19 protein-coding genes are annotated in these 16,931 nt (G+C 71.1%); 7 read left to right on the top strand and 12 right to left on the bottom strand.

The features are described 5' to 3' along the window. Positions 1 to 31: 31 nt before the first annotated feature. Positions 32 to 1,216, top strand: a complete 1,185-nt coding sequence (locus ABZ810_RS12075) for a hypothetical protein (protein WP_358402353.1) — start codon at positions 32 to 34, stop codon at positions 1,214 to 1,216. Here the strand turns inward: ABZ810_RS12075 and ABZ810_RS12070 are convergent. Beyond that, the gene (locus ABZ810_RS12070) at positions 1,177 to 1,827 is read right to left on the bottom strand and encodes a hypothetical protein (RefSeq protein WP_358402351.1); all 651 of its coding nucleotides are present in this window, start codon (positions 1,825 to 1,827) and stop codon (positions 1,177 to 1,179) included. The genes ABZ810_RS12075 and ABZ810_RS12070 overlap by 40 nt on opposite strands. A gap of 142 nt (positions 1,828 to 1,969) precedes the next feature. Here ABZ810_RS12070 and ABZ810_RS12065 point away from each other — a divergent pair, with 142 nt between their 5' ends. Then, positions 1,970 to 2,473: a PH domain-containing protein gene (locus ABZ810_RS12065; RefSeq protein WP_358402852.1), complete on the top strand. Its 504-nt coding sequence runs from the start codon at positions 1,970 to 1,972 to the stop codon at positions 2,471 to 2,473. Here ABZ810_RS12065 and ABZ810_RS12060 read toward each other — a convergent pair. Next, positions 2,419 to 2,892: a MarR family transcriptional regulator gene (locus tag ABZ810_RS12060; RefSeq protein ID WP_358402349.1), complete on the bottom strand. Its 474-nt coding sequence runs from the start codon at positions 2,890 to 2,892 to the stop codon at positions 2,419 to 2,421. The two genes, ABZ810_RS12065 and ABZ810_RS12060, sit on opposite strands and share 55 nt — an antisense overlap. Positions 2,893 to 2,964: 72 nt before the next feature. On the opposite strand from ABZ810_RS12060, the gene ABZ810_RS12055 reads away from it, so the two are divergent. After that, on the top strand, positions 2,965 to 3,771 hold the full coding sequence (locus ABZ810_RS12055; RefSeq protein WP_358402347.1) for an alpha/beta hydrolase: 807 nt from the start codon (positions 2,965 to 2,967) through the stop codon (positions 3,769 to 3,771). On the opposite strand, the gene ABZ810_RS12050 is transcribed toward ABZ810_RS12055, so the two are convergent. The 6 genes from ABZ810_RS12050 to ABZ810_RS12025 form a co-directional block, all read right to left on the bottom strand. Then, positions 3,768 to 5,165, bottom strand: a complete 1,398-nt coding sequence (locus tag ABZ810_RS12050; protein WP_358402345.1) for an FAD-dependent oxidoreductase — start codon at positions 5,163 to 5,165, stop codon at positions 3,768 to 3,770. The two genes, ABZ810_RS12055 and ABZ810_RS12050, sit on opposite strands and share 4 nt — an antisense overlap. Positions 5,166 to 5,256: 91 nt before the next feature. Beyond that, positions 5,257 to 6,093: an ABC transporter permease gene (locus tag ABZ810_RS12045; protein WP_358402343.1), complete on the bottom strand. Its 837-nt coding sequence runs from the start codon at positions 6,091 to 6,093 to the stop codon at positions 5,257 to 5,259. Continuing rightward, positions 6,090 to 6,953: an ABC transporter permease gene (locus tag ABZ810_RS12040; protein WP_358402341.1), complete on the bottom strand. Its 864-nt coding sequence runs from the start codon at positions 6,951 to 6,953 to the stop codon at positions 6,090 to 6,092. Before ABZ810_RS12040 ends, ABZ810_RS12045 begins: the two co-directional genes overlap by 4 nt. 7 nt (positions 6,954 to 6,960) lie before the next feature. After that, positions 6,961 to 8,253, bottom strand: a complete 1,293-nt coding sequence (locus ABZ810_RS12035; RefSeq protein ID WP_358402340.1) for a spermidine/putrescine ABC transporter substrate-binding protein — start codon at positions 8,251 to 8,253, stop codon at positions 6,961 to 6,963. Beyond that, on the bottom strand, positions 8,250 to 9,407 hold the full coding sequence (locus ABZ810_RS12030; protein WP_358402338.1) for an ABC transporter ATP-binding protein: 1,158 nt from the start codon (positions 9,405 to 9,407) through the stop codon (positions 8,250 to 8,252). The genes ABZ810_RS12035 and ABZ810_RS12030 overlap by 4 nt, the downstream gene beginning before the upstream one ends. A 69-nt stretch (positions 9,408 to 9,476) precedes the next feature. After that, complete coding sequence (locus tag ABZ810_RS12025) at positions 9,477 to 10,919, bottom strand: gamma-aminobutyraldehyde dehydrogenase (protein WP_358402336.1); 1,443 nt, start codon at positions 10,917 to 10,919, stop codon at positions 9,477 to 9,479. A gap of 209 nt (positions 10,920 to 11,128) precedes the next feature. Between ABZ810_RS12025 and ABZ810_RS12020 the strand changes: the two genes are divergently transcribed. Then, positions 11,129 to 11,587 carry an Lrp/AsnC family transcriptional regulator gene (locus ABZ810_RS12020; RefSeq protein ID WP_358402334.1) on the top strand — a complete coding sequence of 153 codons (459 nt, stop codon included), beginning with the start codon at positions 11,129 to 11,131 and terminating at the stop codon, positions 11,585 to 11,587. A gap of 101 nt (positions 11,588 to 11,688) precedes the next feature. Then, positions 11,689 to 11,964 (top strand): DUF1778 domain-containing protein, encoded by a 276-nt coding sequence (locus tag ABZ810_RS12015; protein WP_358402332.1) that lies wholly within the window; start codon positions 11,689 to 11,691, stop codon positions 11,962 to 11,964. 27 nt (positions 11,965 to 11,991) lie between these two features. Here ABZ810_RS12015 and ABZ810_RS12010 read toward each other — a convergent pair whose 3' ends face one another. Beyond that, on the bottom strand, positions 11,992 to 12,402 hold the full coding sequence (locus ABZ810_RS12010) for an HIT family protein (protein WP_358402330.1): 411 nt from the start codon (positions 12,400 to 12,402) through the stop codon (positions 11,992 to 11,994). A gap of 90 nt (positions 12,403 to 12,492) precedes the next feature. Between ABZ810_RS12010 and ABZ810_RS12005 the strand changes: the two genes are divergently transcribed. Then, entirely contained in the window at positions 12,493 to 13,212 is a 720-nt protein-coding gene (locus ABZ810_RS12005) for an ABC transporter ATP-binding protein (protein ID WP_358402328.1), read from the top strand. Continuing rightward, positions 13,209 to 13,889 (top strand): hypothetical protein, encoded by a 681-nt coding sequence (locus ABZ810_RS12000; RefSeq protein WP_358402326.1) that lies wholly within the window; start codon positions 13,209 to 13,211, stop codon positions 13,887 to 13,889. The genes ABZ810_RS12005 and ABZ810_RS12000 overlap by 4 nt, the downstream gene beginning before the upstream one ends. A 1-nt stretch (position 13,890) precedes the next feature. Here ABZ810_RS12000 and ABZ810_RS11995 read toward each other — a convergent pair whose 3' ends face one another. The 3 genes from ABZ810_RS11995 to ABZ810_RS11985 form a co-directional block, all read right to left on the bottom strand. Next, a complete protein-coding gene (locus ABZ810_RS11995; RefSeq protein ID WP_358402324.1) occupies positions 13,891 to 14,349 on the bottom strand; it encodes a DUF2269 family protein in 459 nt (152 codons plus the stop codon). A 109-nt stretch (positions 14,350 to 14,458) separates the two neighbouring features. After that, the gene (locus ABZ810_RS11990; RefSeq protein WP_358402322.1) at positions 14,459 to 15,247 is read right to left on the bottom strand and encodes a YwqG family protein; all 789 of its coding nucleotides are present in this window, start codon (positions 15,245 to 15,247) and stop codon (positions 14,459 to 14,461) included. A gap of 117 nt (positions 15,248 to 15,364) precedes the next feature. Beyond that, positions 15,365 to 16,909 (bottom strand): DivIVA domain-containing protein, encoded by a 1,545-nt coding sequence (locus ABZ810_RS11985; RefSeq protein WP_358402320.1) that lies wholly within the window; start codon positions 16,907 to 16,909, stop codon positions 15,365 to 15,367. Between the last annotated feature and the right edge of the window lie 22 nt (positions 16,910 to 16,931).

Below are 16,931 nucleotides of genomic sequence, written 5' to 3'. Positions count from 1 at the left end.
ACCGCCGCCGCAAGAGCTTGCGAGGAGCATCATGACGACGGTCATCCTGGTGGTGATGTGCGTCGTCGTGGGGGCGCTGGAGCTCTACGCCGGCAAGCAGAGCAAGGACCAGTCCCGCGCGTTCGTCCGCCGGATCGACGAGCTCAACGAGCAGGTCGCCAAGCAGAACACCGTGCTGGTGACCGTCGGCGAGCAGCTCACCACCGAGCTGTCCAAGGTCAAGCGCGAGGTGCTGCCCGCGCTCGACTCGCGGCTGCGGCAGAACACCGGCCAGGTCGAGGAGCTCGCCGTGCTCGTCCACCAGGCCGACGAGTACCTGCGCCTCCAGGCCACCCGCCTGCACGACCTGGAGAAGCAGCGGGTCACGCTGGCCGCGCTGCGCCGCAAGCTCGGCGAGGTCGAGACGTCGATGCGCTCGCTCGACCGGGCGGCCACGGGCGCCGTCGAGGGCAAGGTCGACACCGCCCTCGACCGGCTCGCCGACCTCGAACGCGGCGGCGCCGAGATCCTGGAGCTCCAGCGCACCCTCACCCGGACGCTGGAGGACGTCGAGGACGTCGTCACCGAGCTGCTGCAGTTCACCGAGGGCGAGCTGGACGAGGCGGTCACCTCGTCGCTGACCGGGCAGCCGCGCGGCGTCGAGGGCGACGCCGCGGCGGTGACGGCGACCGGGCGGTTGTGGACGCGCGACGAGCAGCTCGACGACATCCTCGCCGAGATGTACGAACGGTGCGTGCGCACGGCCCGCCTCAACATCCGGTTCCGGACCGTCGAGGGGCCGGACGGGCTGGCGCCGGGCGCGCCCGACCGGCGCCGCTACTTCCTGGCCGGGCATTCCGTGGAGGACCTGGCGGGCGAGTTCACCGCGCTGCTGATCTCGACCGGCGCCGACCTTCCGCACAACGGCAACGGCCTGTCACGCGGCCGTTCCGTGCTGCCGCCGGGCGTCGAGCCGGTCCGCACCCCGCAGGACGAGGCGGCGCTCAAGGCCCTCCTGCGCACGCTCCAGGAGAGCACCGGCGCCGTGGCACAGATCGGCCCCCTCATGGCCGTACGGGCGCGTGAGGAGCTGCTCTGCGCCGTCCTGACGCCTCCGCAGTCGCTGGAGCTGGAGAGCGACGACGTCTACTGGGATCCGGCGGCCGCGGCCGTGCGGCTGCGGCGGCTGCCCTCACATCAGTTGTGGGACCTCACGTCGTGGGCGGCCACCCCGTAGGCCCGGACGGTCCGTTCGGCCGGGCCGCCGATCCGCACGAACACCGGGCAGGTGATCGCCCGCGTCTCCGGATCGACCTCCGCGCACAACCCGATGCCGGTGCCGCGGTCGAGGAACACCACGTTCTCGACCGCGCGGGCGGCCCGCACGGCGTAGGGCACCGAGTCGGCGTCGCCGACGACGAAGAGCTCCTCGAACGTCAGCCGGCGCGCGAACCGCAGCAGCTCGTCGGCGTCGACGATCCGGGTGCCGATCGCCGCCGCGGGCCCGGCGATGACGATGCCGAAGCTCGGGTCCTCGCGTCCGCGCACGTAGATCTCGCGGTCCGGTTCGAGCCCCTTGCGCCGCGCCGGGAGGTGCAGTCCGAACCCGGCGTCGCCGTTGACGAACGCGGGCGGGCCGAACCCGTTGAGCCCCGGCAGCCCCGCGCCGGGACCGGCGTACACCCGCATCGCGCCGCCGGGGGCCTGCCAGCCGGGCAGGAACACCCCGAGGCCCCGCAACAGCAGCCGCCATACCGGACGCCCGGTGACGTCCGGGACGAATTCCCCCCGGCGACCGCGCGCACCCGCCGGGTCACCGTTCGTAGAAGGCTCCTGCGCGCCGCCCATGCCGACAATCTTGTGTCGTCGCACCTGCGCGCACAAGAGCGTTCGCACAACCCGGCGCGCGGGACACTGCGGAGGCGGGCCGCGGTCGGCTACCGTTGAGGTCCCGGATCATGACGAGGGTGCCGCCGTGAACGTGCAAGACATGATGGTGTTCCGCGACGCGGGATCGCGGACGGTCGACCGGTACCTGATGTCGTACGAGGGCCGCGTGATCGCGGTACGGCGGCATCCGGCGGTCCTCCTGCTTCCCGTCTCGCTGGTCGTCGCCGGACTGGTGTTGTGCGGCGTCGCGGGCGCGGCGCTCGGCATCGCCTGGATCTGGTGGTTGTGGCTGGGCCTGCTGGGCTACCTGCTCTGGAAGGTCATCGCCTGGTCGATCGAGTTCTTCCTCGTCACCGAGCACCGGGTGATGGTCATCAGCGGCGTGCTCAACCGCGACGTCGCGATGATGCCCCTGGCCAAGGTCACCGACATCGCCCTGGAACGTTCGGTGATGGGCCGCATGCTGGGCTACGGCGAGTTCGTCATGGAGTCGGCGGGCCAGAAGCAGGCGCTCCGCAACGTCGGCTACATGCCCTACCCCGAGCAGCTCTACCTCGAGGTCTCGTCGGTCATCTTCGGTGCCGAGGACGCGTCCCCGGACTGATCGGCCAGCCGATCCCTGAGCCACTCCAGCACCCGCACCGCCTCGCCCACCGTCTCCGGATCGGCCGAGCTCAGCGCGGATGCGAGCGCGCCGTCGATCGTGCTCGCCCGCACCTCCGCGACCCGCTCCGAGACCGTCTCCGATCTCCGGATCAACGACCGCCGCCGGTCGCCCGGGTCGACCGTCGCGATGACCGAGCCCGCCTCCCGCAGCCGCGCGACGGCCGTCGAGACCGCGCTCTGCGGCAGCCCCGTCCGGCCGGCGATCTCCCCCACCGTGCTGTCGGGATGCCCGAGGACGTCGCTCAGCACGACCATCACTGCCCGGTGCCCCCCACCGCCGATCCCCTCGGCCGGCAGCGCCTCCTCGCCGATCTTCATCAGCGTGCGCCCCAGCAGGAAAAGCTCGACTCCGTTCATGCCCACGGAAGATACATCACAGAAGATACATCAGTGTTGATACATAATTTCTGATGGATTATGGTTCCGTCCATGAAGATCTCCGTTCCCGGCGCCGAGCTCTACTACGAGGTGCGCGGCACCGGCCCCCTGCTCCTGATCTCCCAGAGCGGCGAGGGCGACGCCCACCGCACCGACGCCCTGGTCGGCCGGCTCGTCGACTCCTTCACCGTGGTCACCTACGACCGCCGGGGTCTCTCCCGGAGCACCGTCACCTCCCCGGCCCCCGTCACCATCGCCACCCACGCCGCCGACGTCCGTCACCTCCTCCTGACGCTCACCGACTCCCCCGTGGCCATGCTCGGCTGCAGCATGGGCGCCGCCATCGGCCTCCACCTGGCGGCAGCCCATGACCGGCTCCACACCCTCATCGCCCACGAGCCCGTCGCTCCGTACCTCCTGCCCGCCCCCGAACGCGCGCGCCACGTCCAGGAGCTGGCCGGCATCCAGGAGGTCTTCCACCGGCACGGCTGGCGCGCCGCGCTCGCCCCCATGGCCGAGACCCTCGGCATCGACCCGCGCAACCAGGACGTCGAGCCCGGCATCGTCCTCCCTCCCATGACCGAAGAACGCGCCGGCAACTTCGCCCGCTTCATCGCCCACGACTTCACCGCCGTCCGCGAGGACGCCCTCGACACCGGACCGCTCCGCACGTCCCCCACCCGCATCGTCCCGGCCGTCGGCGCCACCACCCCGCACGAGGTCTTCGACCGCAGGTGCGCCGAAGTCCTCGCGAACCTCCGGGGCGTCGGCATCGAGGAGTTCCCCGGCGGCCACAACGGCAGCATGACCCACCCGTCCGGCTACGCCGGACGGCTCCGCGAACTCCTCGGCGCCTAGGAGTCGAAGCCGAGGCCGAGGCGGTCGAGGGTGCGGAGCCAGAGGCCGCGGCGGCCGTCGTTGCGGTCGGCGCGGGCGATCTCCCGGCGGGTCAGCTCGATCACTCCGTACCGGAGGGGCTCGGGCGGGAACGGGACGGGCTTGGAGCGCACCATCTCCAGCCGGGTCCGGGCCGGGTCGGCGCCCGCGACGCCGAGGCGGTCGAGCATGACGTCCGCGCCGAAGCGGGTCGCGCCGACGCCGAGCCCGGTGTAGCCCGCCGCGTAGGCGAGGCGCCCGCCGTGGGCGGTGCCGAAGAACGCGCAGAAGCGGCTGCAGGTGTCGATGACCCCGCCCCAGGCGTGACTGAAGCGCAGGCCCTCCAGCTGCGGGAACGTCGCGAAGAAGTGCTCGGCCAGCACGGCGAACGTGGCGGGCCGCCGTTCCAGCTCGGCGTGGATGCCGTTGCCGAAGTGGTAGATCGCGTCGTAGCCGCCCCACAGGATCCGGTCGTCGGACGTCAGCCGGTAGTAGTGGAACTGGTGGGCGCCGTCGCCCAGCCCCTGCCGGTTGGCCCAGCCGACGGCCGCCCGCTGCTCCGCGTTGAGCGGCTCGGTCACCAGCGCGTAGTCGTACACCGGCACCAGGAAATGGCGGAGCCGTTTGAGCAGCGGCGGGAAGACGCCGGTGCCGAGCGCGACGAGGCGCGCCTCGACCGTCCCGTACGAGGTGGGCAGGCGCAGCCGGTCGCCGCTCTGCAGGCCGGTCACCGGGGTGTTCTCGTAGATCCGCACGCCGAGCGAGCGGCACGCCTCCGCGAGGCCCCAGGCGAGCTTGGCCGGGTGCACCATCGCCACGCCGTCGCGGTCCCACAGGCCGCCGAGGTAGGTGGGCGAGTCGACCTCCTTGCGCACCTCGTCGCCGCTCAGCAGGACGGGCACGCCCCCGAGGGAGCGCGCCGCCTCGGCCTCCTCCTCCAGTCCTTCGAGCTGCCATTCCCGGGTCGCGACGTTCAGCTCGCCGGTGAGCTCCCACTCGGCGTCGATGCCGTACCGGGTCAGGGTCTCCCCGATCGCCCGGAGGTTCTCGCGTCCCAGCCGTTCGAGCTCGGCCATCTCGTCCGGCCAGCGCTCCATGCCGTTCCCGAGCCCGTGCGTCAGGCTGGCGGCGCAGAACCCGCCGTTGCGCCCGGACGCGGCCGCCCCCACCCGGTCGGCCTCCAGGACGACCACGTCCAGCGACGGGTCGCGCTCCTTGGCGCGCAGCGCCGCCCAGAGCCCGGTGTAGCCGCCGCCGACGACCGCCAGGTCGCAGGTCACCCGGCCCACCAGAGCCGCGGCGGCCTCGGGCCGGTCGGTGTCCTGCAGCCAGTACGTGGTCGGCTCGGCCTCGGCCAGCGCCGTCAACGCGTTCACATTTCCCACTCCTCTGAAGCCCCGTACCCACGCCGGGCAGGCGTGACGGGACGGTCCTGCGACCTTGACCCGCTCTTGGCGCGCGCCTGGATCAGGTGTGGCGGGCGCGGCGGCGCGCGGCGACGATGTTGACGACGGCGAGCAGCACGCCCACCGCGAAGATCAGCGTGCCCATCACGTTGACCTGGGGCGGGGTTCCGGTGCGGGTGGAGGCCCAGACCCACAGCGGGAACGTCTGCGTGGCGCCGCTGGTGAAGTTGGTGATGATGAAGTCGTCCACCGAGAGCGCGAACGCCAGCAGCGCGCCGGACATCACGCCCGGCATGATCATGGGCAGGGTGACCAGGCGGAACGTCGCCAGCGGGCCGGCGCCGAGGTCACGCGCCGCCTCCTCGACCGAGGGGTCGATGCCGACCGCGCGGGCGCGGACCGTGATGGCGACGAACGACACCGAGAACATCACGTGCGCGGCGAGGATCGTCAGGTAGCCGCGCGGCGTCTCGGTCGCCACGAACATCGACAGCAGCGACGCGCCCATGACCAGCTCGGGACAGGAGATCGCGGCGAACATCACCAGGTTGGCCAGGCCCTTCCCGCGGAACCTGTGCCGCGCGATGGCCAGCCCCAGCAGGGTGCCCATGACGGTGGCGATGGCCGTCGTGAGCAGCGCGATGGTGATCGAGTTGATGAGCGCGGTGGTGAGGTCCTTCTTGTCGAACAGGTGGACGTACCACTTGAGCGTGAAGCCCTCCCATTCGAAGTTCTGCTTGGTGTGGGTGTCGTTGAACCCGAAGAGGATCATCACGGCGATCGGCACGAGCAGCCACGCGACCACCAGGATCGTGTAGATCTGCAGGCCGCGGCCCTTGCCGGGACGCCGGCGGCGGCGCGGCGGTGCCGCCGGCGGAGCGGTGGTGGTGGTCGTCATCGTCCTGCCGCCTCCAGAACGTCCTTGGTGCCGAGCGCGCGGGCGTACGCGAAGATCCCGATGAGGAGGATGGCCATCAGCGTGAACGAGAGCGCCGAGGCCGTGTGGTAGTTGCTGTTGGTGAAGTACTCGGCCTGGATGACGTTGCCGATCATCGTGTTGCCCGGCCCGCCGAGGACCTGCGCGTTGACGTAGTCGGAGCTGACCGGGACGAACGTCATGATGACCCCGGCGAACACGCCCGGCAGCGAGAGCGGCAGGACCACCCGCCGGAAGACCGCCCGCCGGCTCGCGTACAGGTCGTACGCGGCCTCGATGACGCGGTAGTCGATACGTTCCAGCGCCACGTAGATCGGCAGCACCATGAACGGCAGGAAGTTGTAGGTCAGGCCGGAGACGACGGCGAAGCCGCTGTCGAGCACGTGGAAGTCGCCGGGCAGCAGCCCCCAGCTCTTGAGCGGCTTGAGCACCGGGCCGTTGTCGGTGAGGACCAGCTTCCAGGCCACCGTGCGCAGCACGAACGACACGAAGAACGGCAGCAGCAGCATGAACAGCCAGGTCGACTTGTGCCGCCCGCCCTTGAAGGCGATCCAGTACGCGGCCGGGTAGGCCAGGACGATGCACGCCGCGGTCGCCAGGAACCCGTACCAGAGCGAGCGCAGGAGCTTGTCGCCGTAGAGCTCCAGGCCCTCGGTGTAGTTCTGCCAGTGCCAGGTCTGCTTCCAGCCGTCGATCAGGTTGCCGGTCATCAGCGAGACCGAGGCCATGTAGATCAGCGGGACGGCGAAGAAGATCAGCAGCCAGATCCCGGCGGGAAGCACGAGGAAGTACGGAGTGAGAGCACTCTTCAGTCGCCGCATCGCCGGCTCAGCTCCCCTGCACGATCGGAAGGAAGACCTTCTGGTACTGCGGCTCCTCCTGCTGGGTGAGGACGCGGTAGGTGCGCAGCTTGGCCAGGTCGTCGTCGGACGGGAAGACCAGCGGGCTGCCGCTGAGCCGTTCGAGGTCGGCCCTGTCCTCGCCGGTGGCCGCGGCGGCGTCGGCGGCGATGAACTTCTTGGCCTCGGGCACCGGGGTGACGTAGTTGATGTACTCGGTGAGCGTGGCGTTGCGGCGCGGGTCGTACAGCCAGTCCATGAGCGTGAGCGCGTCGACCGGGTTGGCCGCGGTCTTCGGGATCATCATCAGGTCGGTCCAGAGCGTGCCGCCCTCGCGCGGCACCACGAACTTCACCTCGTCGCTGGCCAGCGAGTAGACGTCGCCCGACCAGGCCATGGTCAGCCACACGTCGCCCTTGGTGACGGCGTCGATGTAGTTCTGCTCGTAGTACTTGCGGACGATCTTCTGGTCGCGCTGGTCGCGCAGCTTGCGCGCCGCGGCCTCCCAGTCCTTCGGCGTGGACTTCTCGGGGTCGATCCCGAGGGCGAACATGCCGAAGCTGCCGAGCTCCTGCGAGTCGCCCATCATGCCGACCCGGCCCTTGTACTTCGGGTCGAAGAGCTGGGCGATGCTGGTGATCTCTTCCTTGACGTACTTGGTGTTGTAGGCGATGCCGGTGACGCCCGAGGTGTACGGGATGGTGAACGCGTTGCCCGGGTCGTACGGCGGGTTCTGGAACTTCTTCCCGGCGTGGGCCGCGAACTTGGCGAGCCGCTTGTGGTCCAGCGGCGCCAGGTAGCCGAGCTCGATCATCTTGGTCGACTGGATGCCGTTGGTGACCACCATCAGGTCGAAGCCGATCGACTGGTTCGCGGCCAGCGGCGCCTGGACCTTGCCGAACCACTCGGAGGCCTCCTGGATGACCTCCTTGTAGTCCACCTGGATGCCGGTCTCCTTGGTGAACGCCTTGATGGTGGCCCGGTCGTCCTCCATGTATCCCGGCCAGTTGGCCCAGTTGACCTTGCCCTGGCGGCCCTTGTCCTTCCAGAACGCGTCGATCTGCGCCTGCGTGACGTTGCCGCGCCCGCCCTGCCCGGGGATGCCGCACGCGCCGAGCGCCAGCGCGGCGGCGGACGCGCCGAACAGCCGGAGGGCGCCGCGCCGCGTCGTCAGACCGCGCGCGAACGCGGGGTCGGCGCGCAGGTCGCCCGGCCTCCGGAGGCCGCCGGAGGTCATGTCGGGCGGGGCCATGCCGGGCGGGGTCATGTCGCCGGAGGTCATGAGGTGCCGATCGCGTACGAGTGGCGCGGCTCCCACGACAACCACACGTCGTCGCCGCGCCCGGCGATGTCGTCGGCGTTCGTCGCGTTCTGCATGAAGACCGTCACGTCGTCGCCGGCGGAGGTGGTGACGATGTAGTTGGTCGACGTGCCGAGGTAGACGACCTCGGCCACCTTGGCGCGCACCCGGGAGCCGCCGTCGCCGTTGGGCGGCTGCGTCCCGATCTCGATCTTCTCCGGCCGGACGGTGAGCTCGAGCCGGTCGCCCGGGGCGGCGGTCCGGTCGTCGAGCGGCACCACGATCCGCCCCCCGTCGCCGTACGCCAGGATCGCGTCCGCGCCGCGCACCTCGCCCACCTCGCCGGCGAGCAGGTTGGACGTGCCGATGAAGCCCGCCACGAACTTGCCGGCGGGCCGTTCGTAGATCTCGCGCGGGGTGCCGAGCTGCTCGATGCGCCCGTCGTTCATGACCGCGATCCGGTCCGACATCGTCAGCGCCTCGCCCTGGTCGTGCGTGACGTACACGAAGGTGATGCCGACCTCGCGCTGGATGCGCTTGAGCTCGACCTGCATGTGCTGCCGCAGCTTGAGGTCGAGCGCTCCGAGCGGCTCGTCGAGCAGCAGCGCGCGCGGCCGGTTGACCAGCGCACGGGCCAGCGCGACCCGCTGCTGCTGGCCGCCGGACAGCTCGCCTGGCCGGCGTTTCTCCCGGCCCGACAGGTCGACGATCTCCAGCATCCCCGCCACCCGGGTGCGGATCTCGTCCTTGGCCACGCCCTTGCGGCGGAGCCCGAACGCGACGTTCTCGAACACGCTCATGTGCGGGAACAGCGCGTACGACTGGAACACCATGTTGACGTCGCGCCGGTTGGCGGGCACGTCGGTCACGGATTTGCCGTTGAGGAGCACTTCGCCCCGCGTGGGGTCCTCGAAGCCGGCGATCATCCGCATGGTGGTGGTCTTGCCGCACCCGGACGGGCCGAGCAGGGAGAAGAACTCCCCCTGCCCGATCGCCAGGTCGATCCCGCGGACCGCCGGCACCTTCTCGCCGTGCGCGTGGTACTCCTTCACCACGCCGGAGAGCTCGATGGCGGGGAGATCGGAGCCGGCCGGCTCCCGGTCGTCGCGTACGGGGGGATGCGAGGTCTCAGTCATGAGCGGGGTCCTTCACGGGGTTGAAGGGGGTGCCGCGGGGCGCCGCGGACGGCGCACCGGCGTGCGGCGCTAGGCGCCGATGTAGTGCATGACGTGCTTGATCCGGGTGTAGTCCTCGACTCCGTACATCGACATGTCCTTGCCGTAGCCGGAGTGCTTGAAGCCGCCGTGCGGCATCTCGGAGACGAACGGGATGTGGGTGTTGACCCAGACCGCGCCGAAGTCGAGCGCCCTGGTCATGCGCATGGCGCGGCCGTGGTCGCGGGTCCAGACGCTGGCGGCGAGGCCGTACTTGACGCCGTTGGCCCACTCGACGGCGCGCTCCTCCTCGGTGAACCGCTGGACCGTGATGACCGGCCCGAAGATCTCGTTCTGCACCATCTCGTCGTCCTGGCGCAGCCCGCTGATCACGGTCGGCGCGAAGAAGTAGCCGCGCTCGCCGACCCGCTCGCCGCCGGCGACGACCTGGGCGTGGTCCGGCGTGCGGTCGAGGAACCCCTGGACGCGGTCCAGCTGGCCGGCGCTGTTGACCGGGCCGTAGTCGGCGTCCTCCTGCGTCGGCGGGCCGACCTTGGTGCCGCGGGCCGCCTCGGCCAGCGCGGCGGTGAAGTCGTCGGCGAGCCGGTCGGCGACCAGGACGCGGGTGGCGGCGGTGCAGTCCTGCCCGGCGTTGAAGTACCCGGCCCCGGCGATGCCCTCGGCGGCGCTCTCGATGTCGGCGTCCTCGAAGACGACGACCGGCGCCTTGCCGCCGAGCTCGAGGTGGACGCGCTTGAGGTCGTCGGCGGCGGCCCGGGCGACCTCCATGCCGGCGCGCACGCTGCCGGTGATCGACACCATCTGCGGGGTGGGGTGGGCGACGAGCGCACGGCCGGTGTCGCGGTCGCCGCAGATGACGTTGAAGACGCCCGGCGGCAGGAACTCGGCCGCGATCTCGGCGAGCAGCAGCGTGCTGGCCGGGGTGGTCTCGGACGGCTTGAGGACGACGGTGTTGCCCGCGGTGAGCGCCGGGCCGAACTTCCAGACCGCCATCATCATCGGGTAGTTCCACGGCGTCACCTGGGCGCAGACGCCGATCGGCTCGCGGCGGATCGACGAGGTGTGGTCCGCCATGTACTCGCCGGACGCCTTGCCCTCCAGGATCCGGCCCGCGCCCGCGAAGAAGCGGATGTTGTCCACCATGGGAGGGATCTCCTCCTCGGCGGTCAGCCCGATCGGCTTGCCGGTGTCGCGGGACTCGGCGGCGACCAGCTCGTCCGCCCGCGCCTCCACCGCGTCGGCGAAGCGCAACAACGCCAGGCTGCGGTCCTTCGGCGGCAGGTCGCGCCAGCCGGGGAAGGCCTCGGCGGCGGAACGGAAGGCCGCGTCGACGTCCTCGGCGCCGGAGACCGGGGCCTCGGCGTAGACGTCGCCGGTGCTCGGGTCGACCACCTCCAACGTCCGGCCGTCCTTGGCGTCCACGTACTCGCCGCCGATAAAGTTGCGCAGCCTGGTCCTGCTGTCGCTGGTCACCGTCGACCCTCCTCGATGGGCACGAACCGATGTGTCCTGTTGGCCCCGACCTTGACAGAGGTTTGGCATCATGACAAGGGATTCCGTTGTTACGATCCCATTTCACGACGGAATCCCTTGGTTCGTAGCTTACGTAGGCACGATGCCGCAGCAAGTACCGCAGTTCGTGCCGCAATCCGCGCCACGGCACGCCCGCGAAGGAGGCAGGGATGGCCGAACGCCCCGTCCAGCTGGACGACACGTCCAAGCAGATCATCGAGCAGCTGCAGCAGGACGGCCGCCGTTCGTACGCCGCGATCGGCAAGGCCGTCGGGCTCTCCGAGGCCGCGGTGCGGCAGCGTGTCCAGAAGCTCCTCGACACCGGCGTGATGCAGATCGTCGGCGTCACCGACCCGCTGATGCTGGGCTTCTCCCGGCAGATGATGATCGGCGTCAAGTGCGAGGGCGACCTGGAGAAGGTCTCCGACGAGCTGGCCGCCATCGACGAGATCGACTACGTCGTCATCGCGGCCGGATCGTTCGACATCCTCCTGGAGCTCGTCGCCGAGAGCGACGAGCAGCTGCTGGAGCTGCTCGGCCGGATCCGGGCGGTTCCGGGGGTGGTGAGCACCGAAAGCTTCGTCTACCTGAAGCTGCGCAAGCAGACCTACTCGTGGGGAACCCGCTGACCGCCCGTTATCTCACCGGGCTCATATTCTCCTTCTCAGTGGGGATGCAGCATCCGCGCCTCCGGGCGTACTTTTGGATGTTGCAAGGAAGGAGACCGGCCATGTATGAGTCGGTTCACCAGGACCTTCCCGTCACCCGTCTGAACGATCACATCGAGTTCCCGACGTCCGAGGAACAGCGCCTCGTGATCCGGAAGGCGGCGGAGCTACTGGGCTGGACGGTCCCGCAATACGTACTGTCCGCGGTCCTCGACCGCGCCGAACGCGACCTCTACGAACACGCCGCGGTGCACGGGGACTCGCACGGGGGCGCACCCGCCGGCGACGAGGACGCAGGCCTCGAGCCGATGGTCGCCGTCGTGACGGCACTCGGCTGACGACACCTCATCACCCCGGCTCCGCGCTCAGAGCGCCGCGCGGAGCCGGGCCGCATACTCGGCCGCCTCGGCGTCCGAGTCGTACTTGTGCCGCGGCCAGAAGAAGCCGCGCAGCCCGTCCTTCTTGTTGCGCGGCACCACGTGCACGTGCAGGTGCGGCACGCTCTGGCTGATCTTGTTGTTCATCGCCACGAACGACCCGGCCGCGCCGAGCACCGACTCCATGGCCGCGGCGAGCCGCTGCGCGTGCGCGAAGAACGGGCCGAGCACGTCGGCCGGCAGTTCGGTCAGCGTCTCGACGTGCTCGCGCGGCACCAGCAGCGTGTGCCCCTTGAAGAGCGGCCGCGTGTCGAGGAACGCCACCGCGTCGTCGGCCTCCAGCACGAAGTGCGCGGGCCGTTCGCCCTTGATGATCTCGCAGAACACGCAGGCACCCATGCGCCGCATTGTGCCAGCCGGCACGGACACCGGGCCGGCGCGGCGCGGCTAACGCGGCCCTTACGCCGGGCTCACTACCGTCCGTGAACTGTGCAGCTGACCGAGGTCGCCTTCCGCTACCGCCGCCGGGGCCCCTGGGTGCTCCACGGCGTCTCGCTCGCGGTGCCGCCCGGACACGTCCTGGAGGTGACCGGACGTAACGGCGCGGGCAAGTCCACCCTCCTCAGGGTGCTCGCCGGCCTCCGCTCCCCCGGCCGCGGCACCGTCACCGGCCGCCCCGACCGCGTCGGCTACGCGCCCGAACGTTTCCCCGTCGACCAGCCGTTCACGGTGGCCTCGTACCTGAAGCACATGGCGGCCGTCCGCGGCCTGCGCGACGTGCGCGACGGCATCGACCGGTGGGCCGACCGCCTGCGCGCCGGCCACCTGATGGACACCCGGCTGCCCGAGCTGTCCAAGGGCGGCGCGCAGAAGGTCGGCCTCGTCCAGGCGCTCCTCGCCGACCCCGGCCTGCTCGTGCTGGACGAGCCGTTCGCCGGGCTGGACGCCGAGACGCGCGCCATGCTCCCCGGCCTCATCGCCGAGCTCGCCGCCGAGGGCACCGCCGTCGTCGTCAGCGACCACCAGCGCGTCATCGAGTCGGTCCCCGGCGTCGACCGCGTCCGGGTCGAGAACGCCACCGTCTCCCCCGTGACGTCCGCGGAATGGGCGGTCCTGGAGGTGACGGTGCGGGCCGACGAGGCCGACTCCGTCGAGAGCAGGCTCCGCGCCGACGGGCACGAGGTCCGCCGCCGGGGGGCCGGCCGGTGATCGCGCTGGCGCGCTTCCAGGTGGCGGGCTACCTGCGTTCGCTGCGGGTGCTGCCCCCACTGATCGTCATCCTGCTCCTGCTGGCGCTGGTCCTCTTCCAGCCGCCCGTCGGCGCCCGCCTCGCCACGGGCGCGTTCGGCGACGTGGCGGCGTTCATGTTCCCGGTGTGGGCGTGGGCGGCGCGTTCCCTCCTCGACACCCAGCCGGACGAGCAGCGCGCCCTGTCGGCCACCGCCGCGGGCGGCCCCTGGACGCCCGCGCTCGCCGGGCTCCTCGCCGCCGGCAGCGTCAACCTGGGCCTCGCCGTGATCGTCCTGGCGGTCCCGGTCGTCCAGGGCCTCGTCGCGGGCCTCGCCGCCCTGCCGGTGCTGGCAGGCCTGGCCCTGAACGCCCTGGTCGCCGCCGCGGCCACGCTGCTCGGCGCCTGGACGAGCCGGGCACTGGTCCCCGACCCCGGCGTCTCGCTGCTGGCGCTGCTCGGCGGCGCGACCGCCGCCCTGCTCCTCAGCCTCGGCCCGCTGGACGTGGTCTCCGTCCCGATGATCTCCTGGATCCGCGCCGCCCACGACGGCCCCGACGTCCTCGTCTCCGCGTTCCCCGGGCTCGGCGCCCACCTCGCCCTGTGGACCGCCGCCGTGGGCCTCGCCTACCTCCTGGTGCGGCGCACCCGCACCTGACCTACGCCCCGGTCGACGATCCCGGCCGGACGATCATCAGCACCGTGACGACCGTCCAGAGCAGGTTGAACACCCCCGTGAACATCGCCAGCCGCGCCGCACTCGCCCCCACGTCCGCCGCGGCGTCCCCGTTCACCAGCGCGAGCGCCGCGGCCTGCCGGGGAAGGATCAGCAACGCCAGCACGGCCGCGGCGAACGCGGTGAGGACGATCGAGACGATCAACCACCCGTCGCCCAGGACGTTCATCGTGCTCGCCGTGATGAACCCGAAGAGCGGCACCGCGATGCCGATCCCGGCGTACACCTGGCAGATGCGGTTGAGGTTGCGCAGCGCCGGGAGCGACGCCGGGTCCTCCTTCGCCTTGCGCAGCGCCGGCGGGAACATGCTGGCCGCCACCGCCACGGGCCCGATCGCCAGGATCGCGGCGATGACGTGAAGTGACAGGAACACCTTGGACATGACGGCGCGGAACCCCTTCGTACGACGTGACCGCCGACGACGGTAGCCGCGCCGCGTCAGGCCCCGACAGCGGTGCGGCGGCCAGGTTCCGCCCGGTTCGGGCCAGGTCTCAGCCGGCCGCCTGGAGCATCAGCCAGGCGTTCTCCAGCGACGTGACCGACCGCGTGCAGAAGTAGACCCGGCCGGGCTCGCCCCAGTCCCAGCCGAGCCGCCGGTCCGAGTCGAGCTGGAGCAGCAACCGCCACTCGTCCCCCTCCTCCGGGGAGCCGGACGAGGCCTGCGCGCAGTCAGGCCCGAGCGGCCGCTGGACGAGCACCGGCCACCCGCCGATCTGGTGCACCGGCGTGTCGTCCGGCCACACGTGCTGGAGCCACGCGGCATGCAGCTGCTCGTACACCGGGAGGATGCCGCTGTAGCGCTCCTCCAGCCGCCGCACCACCGCCTCCTGCGGCGCCGGCAGCGAGAGGAACGACGCCGCGGCGAGCGGGCACATCGGGAACGTCGCCGTGCCCTCGGGCGCCTCGACCTCCCCGAGGTCGCCGGTCACCAGCCGCCACCCGTCCCGCTGCGCACCGTCGTCGCCCCATGGCCGCGGGATCCCGCTCGCGTAGTAGAACGCCGCCTGCCCGGCCGCCGGAACGCCGGGAACGTCCATCACCTCGGCCAGCTCGGCGAAGTCGACCGCGAGAAGGAAGTCCAGCGGCCGCCCCTCCCACGTCGGCCAGTCCTCACCCGGCGGAAGCAGCGGCGTCCCGCCGAGCCGCACCGTCGCCTCGCCGTCGGCCCCCAGCCGCAGCGCGGGCCGCGCCAGCGGCAGCAGCGCGGCGGTCACCTCGGGAGCGAAGAACACGCCGAACAGGGAGCGCAGCCGCTGATGCTGCGCCGCGAAGTGATCCATGTCACGTAGCGTCGCGTGTTAACGCGCGATGCGCCAGCACCCTTTCAAGATCTGTTCATATCCGGTTCGCCCCTAATCCCCCGGGCGGCACCGCCGATGTGCGCCGCACGCTCACGGTCAGCGACGTTCGAGCGCACCTGCGAGCTGGAGAAGGAACTCGTCCACCTCGCGCTCGTGATATCCGTGCCCGAACAGTACTGTCCGGAACGCGATCTCCCGCACGTCCCGCGCCGACAACGGCGGCTCCGTCCCCCGCAACCCCCTGATCACCCTCTGCAGGAACGCGTCGACGTCCCGCACGTCATACCCCGACCGCAACCGGGCCCGGGCGAACTTCGTGCTCTGGATCCACGAGATCAGCCATCCCGGATGCACTTTGGGCCGCCCCGCCCGCCTCCCGATCGGCCCGATGGCCTGCAGCTCCCGGATCGACTCCAGCAACAGCTCATCCACCACCCGCGGCGCATAACCCCGCAGCACAACGTCGAACCGCACAGCCCGAACATCATCAGCCGTAAGCCGCCTCCCCCTCCCGCCCGACCCAGCCCTCACCCCGGCACCACCACCAGTCCCAATAAACGCCCCACCCCCCTCACCACCCGCGCCGAACGCACCACCAGACCCGCCGCCCGAAGCACCAGCCTTGCCCGACGCGTGACCGCCTCCCCCACGCCCACCAGTCTCGCCAGCCCCGCCAATCGCAGAACCGGCCTCGCCGACCGCACCCACAGACTTGCCGAACCCGCCAGACACAGCACCAGACCCGCCCGCCACGCCACCGCCCTCACCAGGCACGCCACCGACTTCCCCGGCCTCGCCTGAAGCAGCACCAGACTCGCCGAGCCCAAGATCGGCCTTGCCGGATGCATCCCGAGATTTGGCGGACGTGCCGGCCGCAGCACTGGACGTGCTTTCCGCGTCGCCGCCCTCACCAGGCTCACCGGACGCGCCGCCAACATCCCCGGGCTTGCCTGACGCATCACCGGACTCGCCAAACACAAGACCGGCTTCGGCAGACGCACCACCAGACCCGCCTGACACAGCACCAGGACCGCCCACCGCGCCACGGCCCTCACCAGGCGTACCGGACGCACCACCGGCCTCACCAGACTCGCCACCGGCCTTCGCGAGCTTGCCTGAAGCATCACTCGGCTTGCCGATCGTGAGGCCGGCCTCGCCGGACGCACCACCAGACGTCCCGGGCCCACCGGTCGCCGCGCCGGACCTACCCGCCGCGTCACTCGCCCTGTCAGGCACGCCAGACGCACCAACAGCCTTGCCTGGCGCGGCGGTGCCCTCAGAGCCGCCGGACGCGTCGCCGACCCCCTCAGGCTTGCCTGACGCATCACCGGGCTTGCCGAACGTGGGACCGGCCTTCCCGGACGCATCACCGGCCTCGGCGGGCTTGCCGAACGCGGCATCCGCCTTGCGAGAGGCATCAGCCTTGCCCGACTCGCCTCCAGCCTTGCCAGGCACTGCATTGCGCTTACGGGAGGCCGCACTGCGCTTGCCACGCCGGTGACCGCTGGCGCTGGCCTCAGGAGGCGGGTCGTCGAGCAGGCTCTTGCCGAGCGCGGCCTCGATGCGGGCGAGCAGTTCGTCAACCTGGCCGCGGTGGTAGCCCCGCAGCACCACCGGCAGGCGGCGCGTTCCCGACTTCACTGTCGCTCGCTCCTCGATCCGT

It is taken from the genome of Spirillospora sp. NPDC047279 (assembly GCF_040643285.1).
In the GTDB taxonomy this organism is placed as follows: Bacteria; Actinomycetota; Actinomycetes; order Streptosporangiales; family Streptosporangiaceae; genus Spirillospora.
Note: the sequence above shows the minus strand (reverse complement) of the source record. Positions and strands in the feature narration are given on the sequence as shown.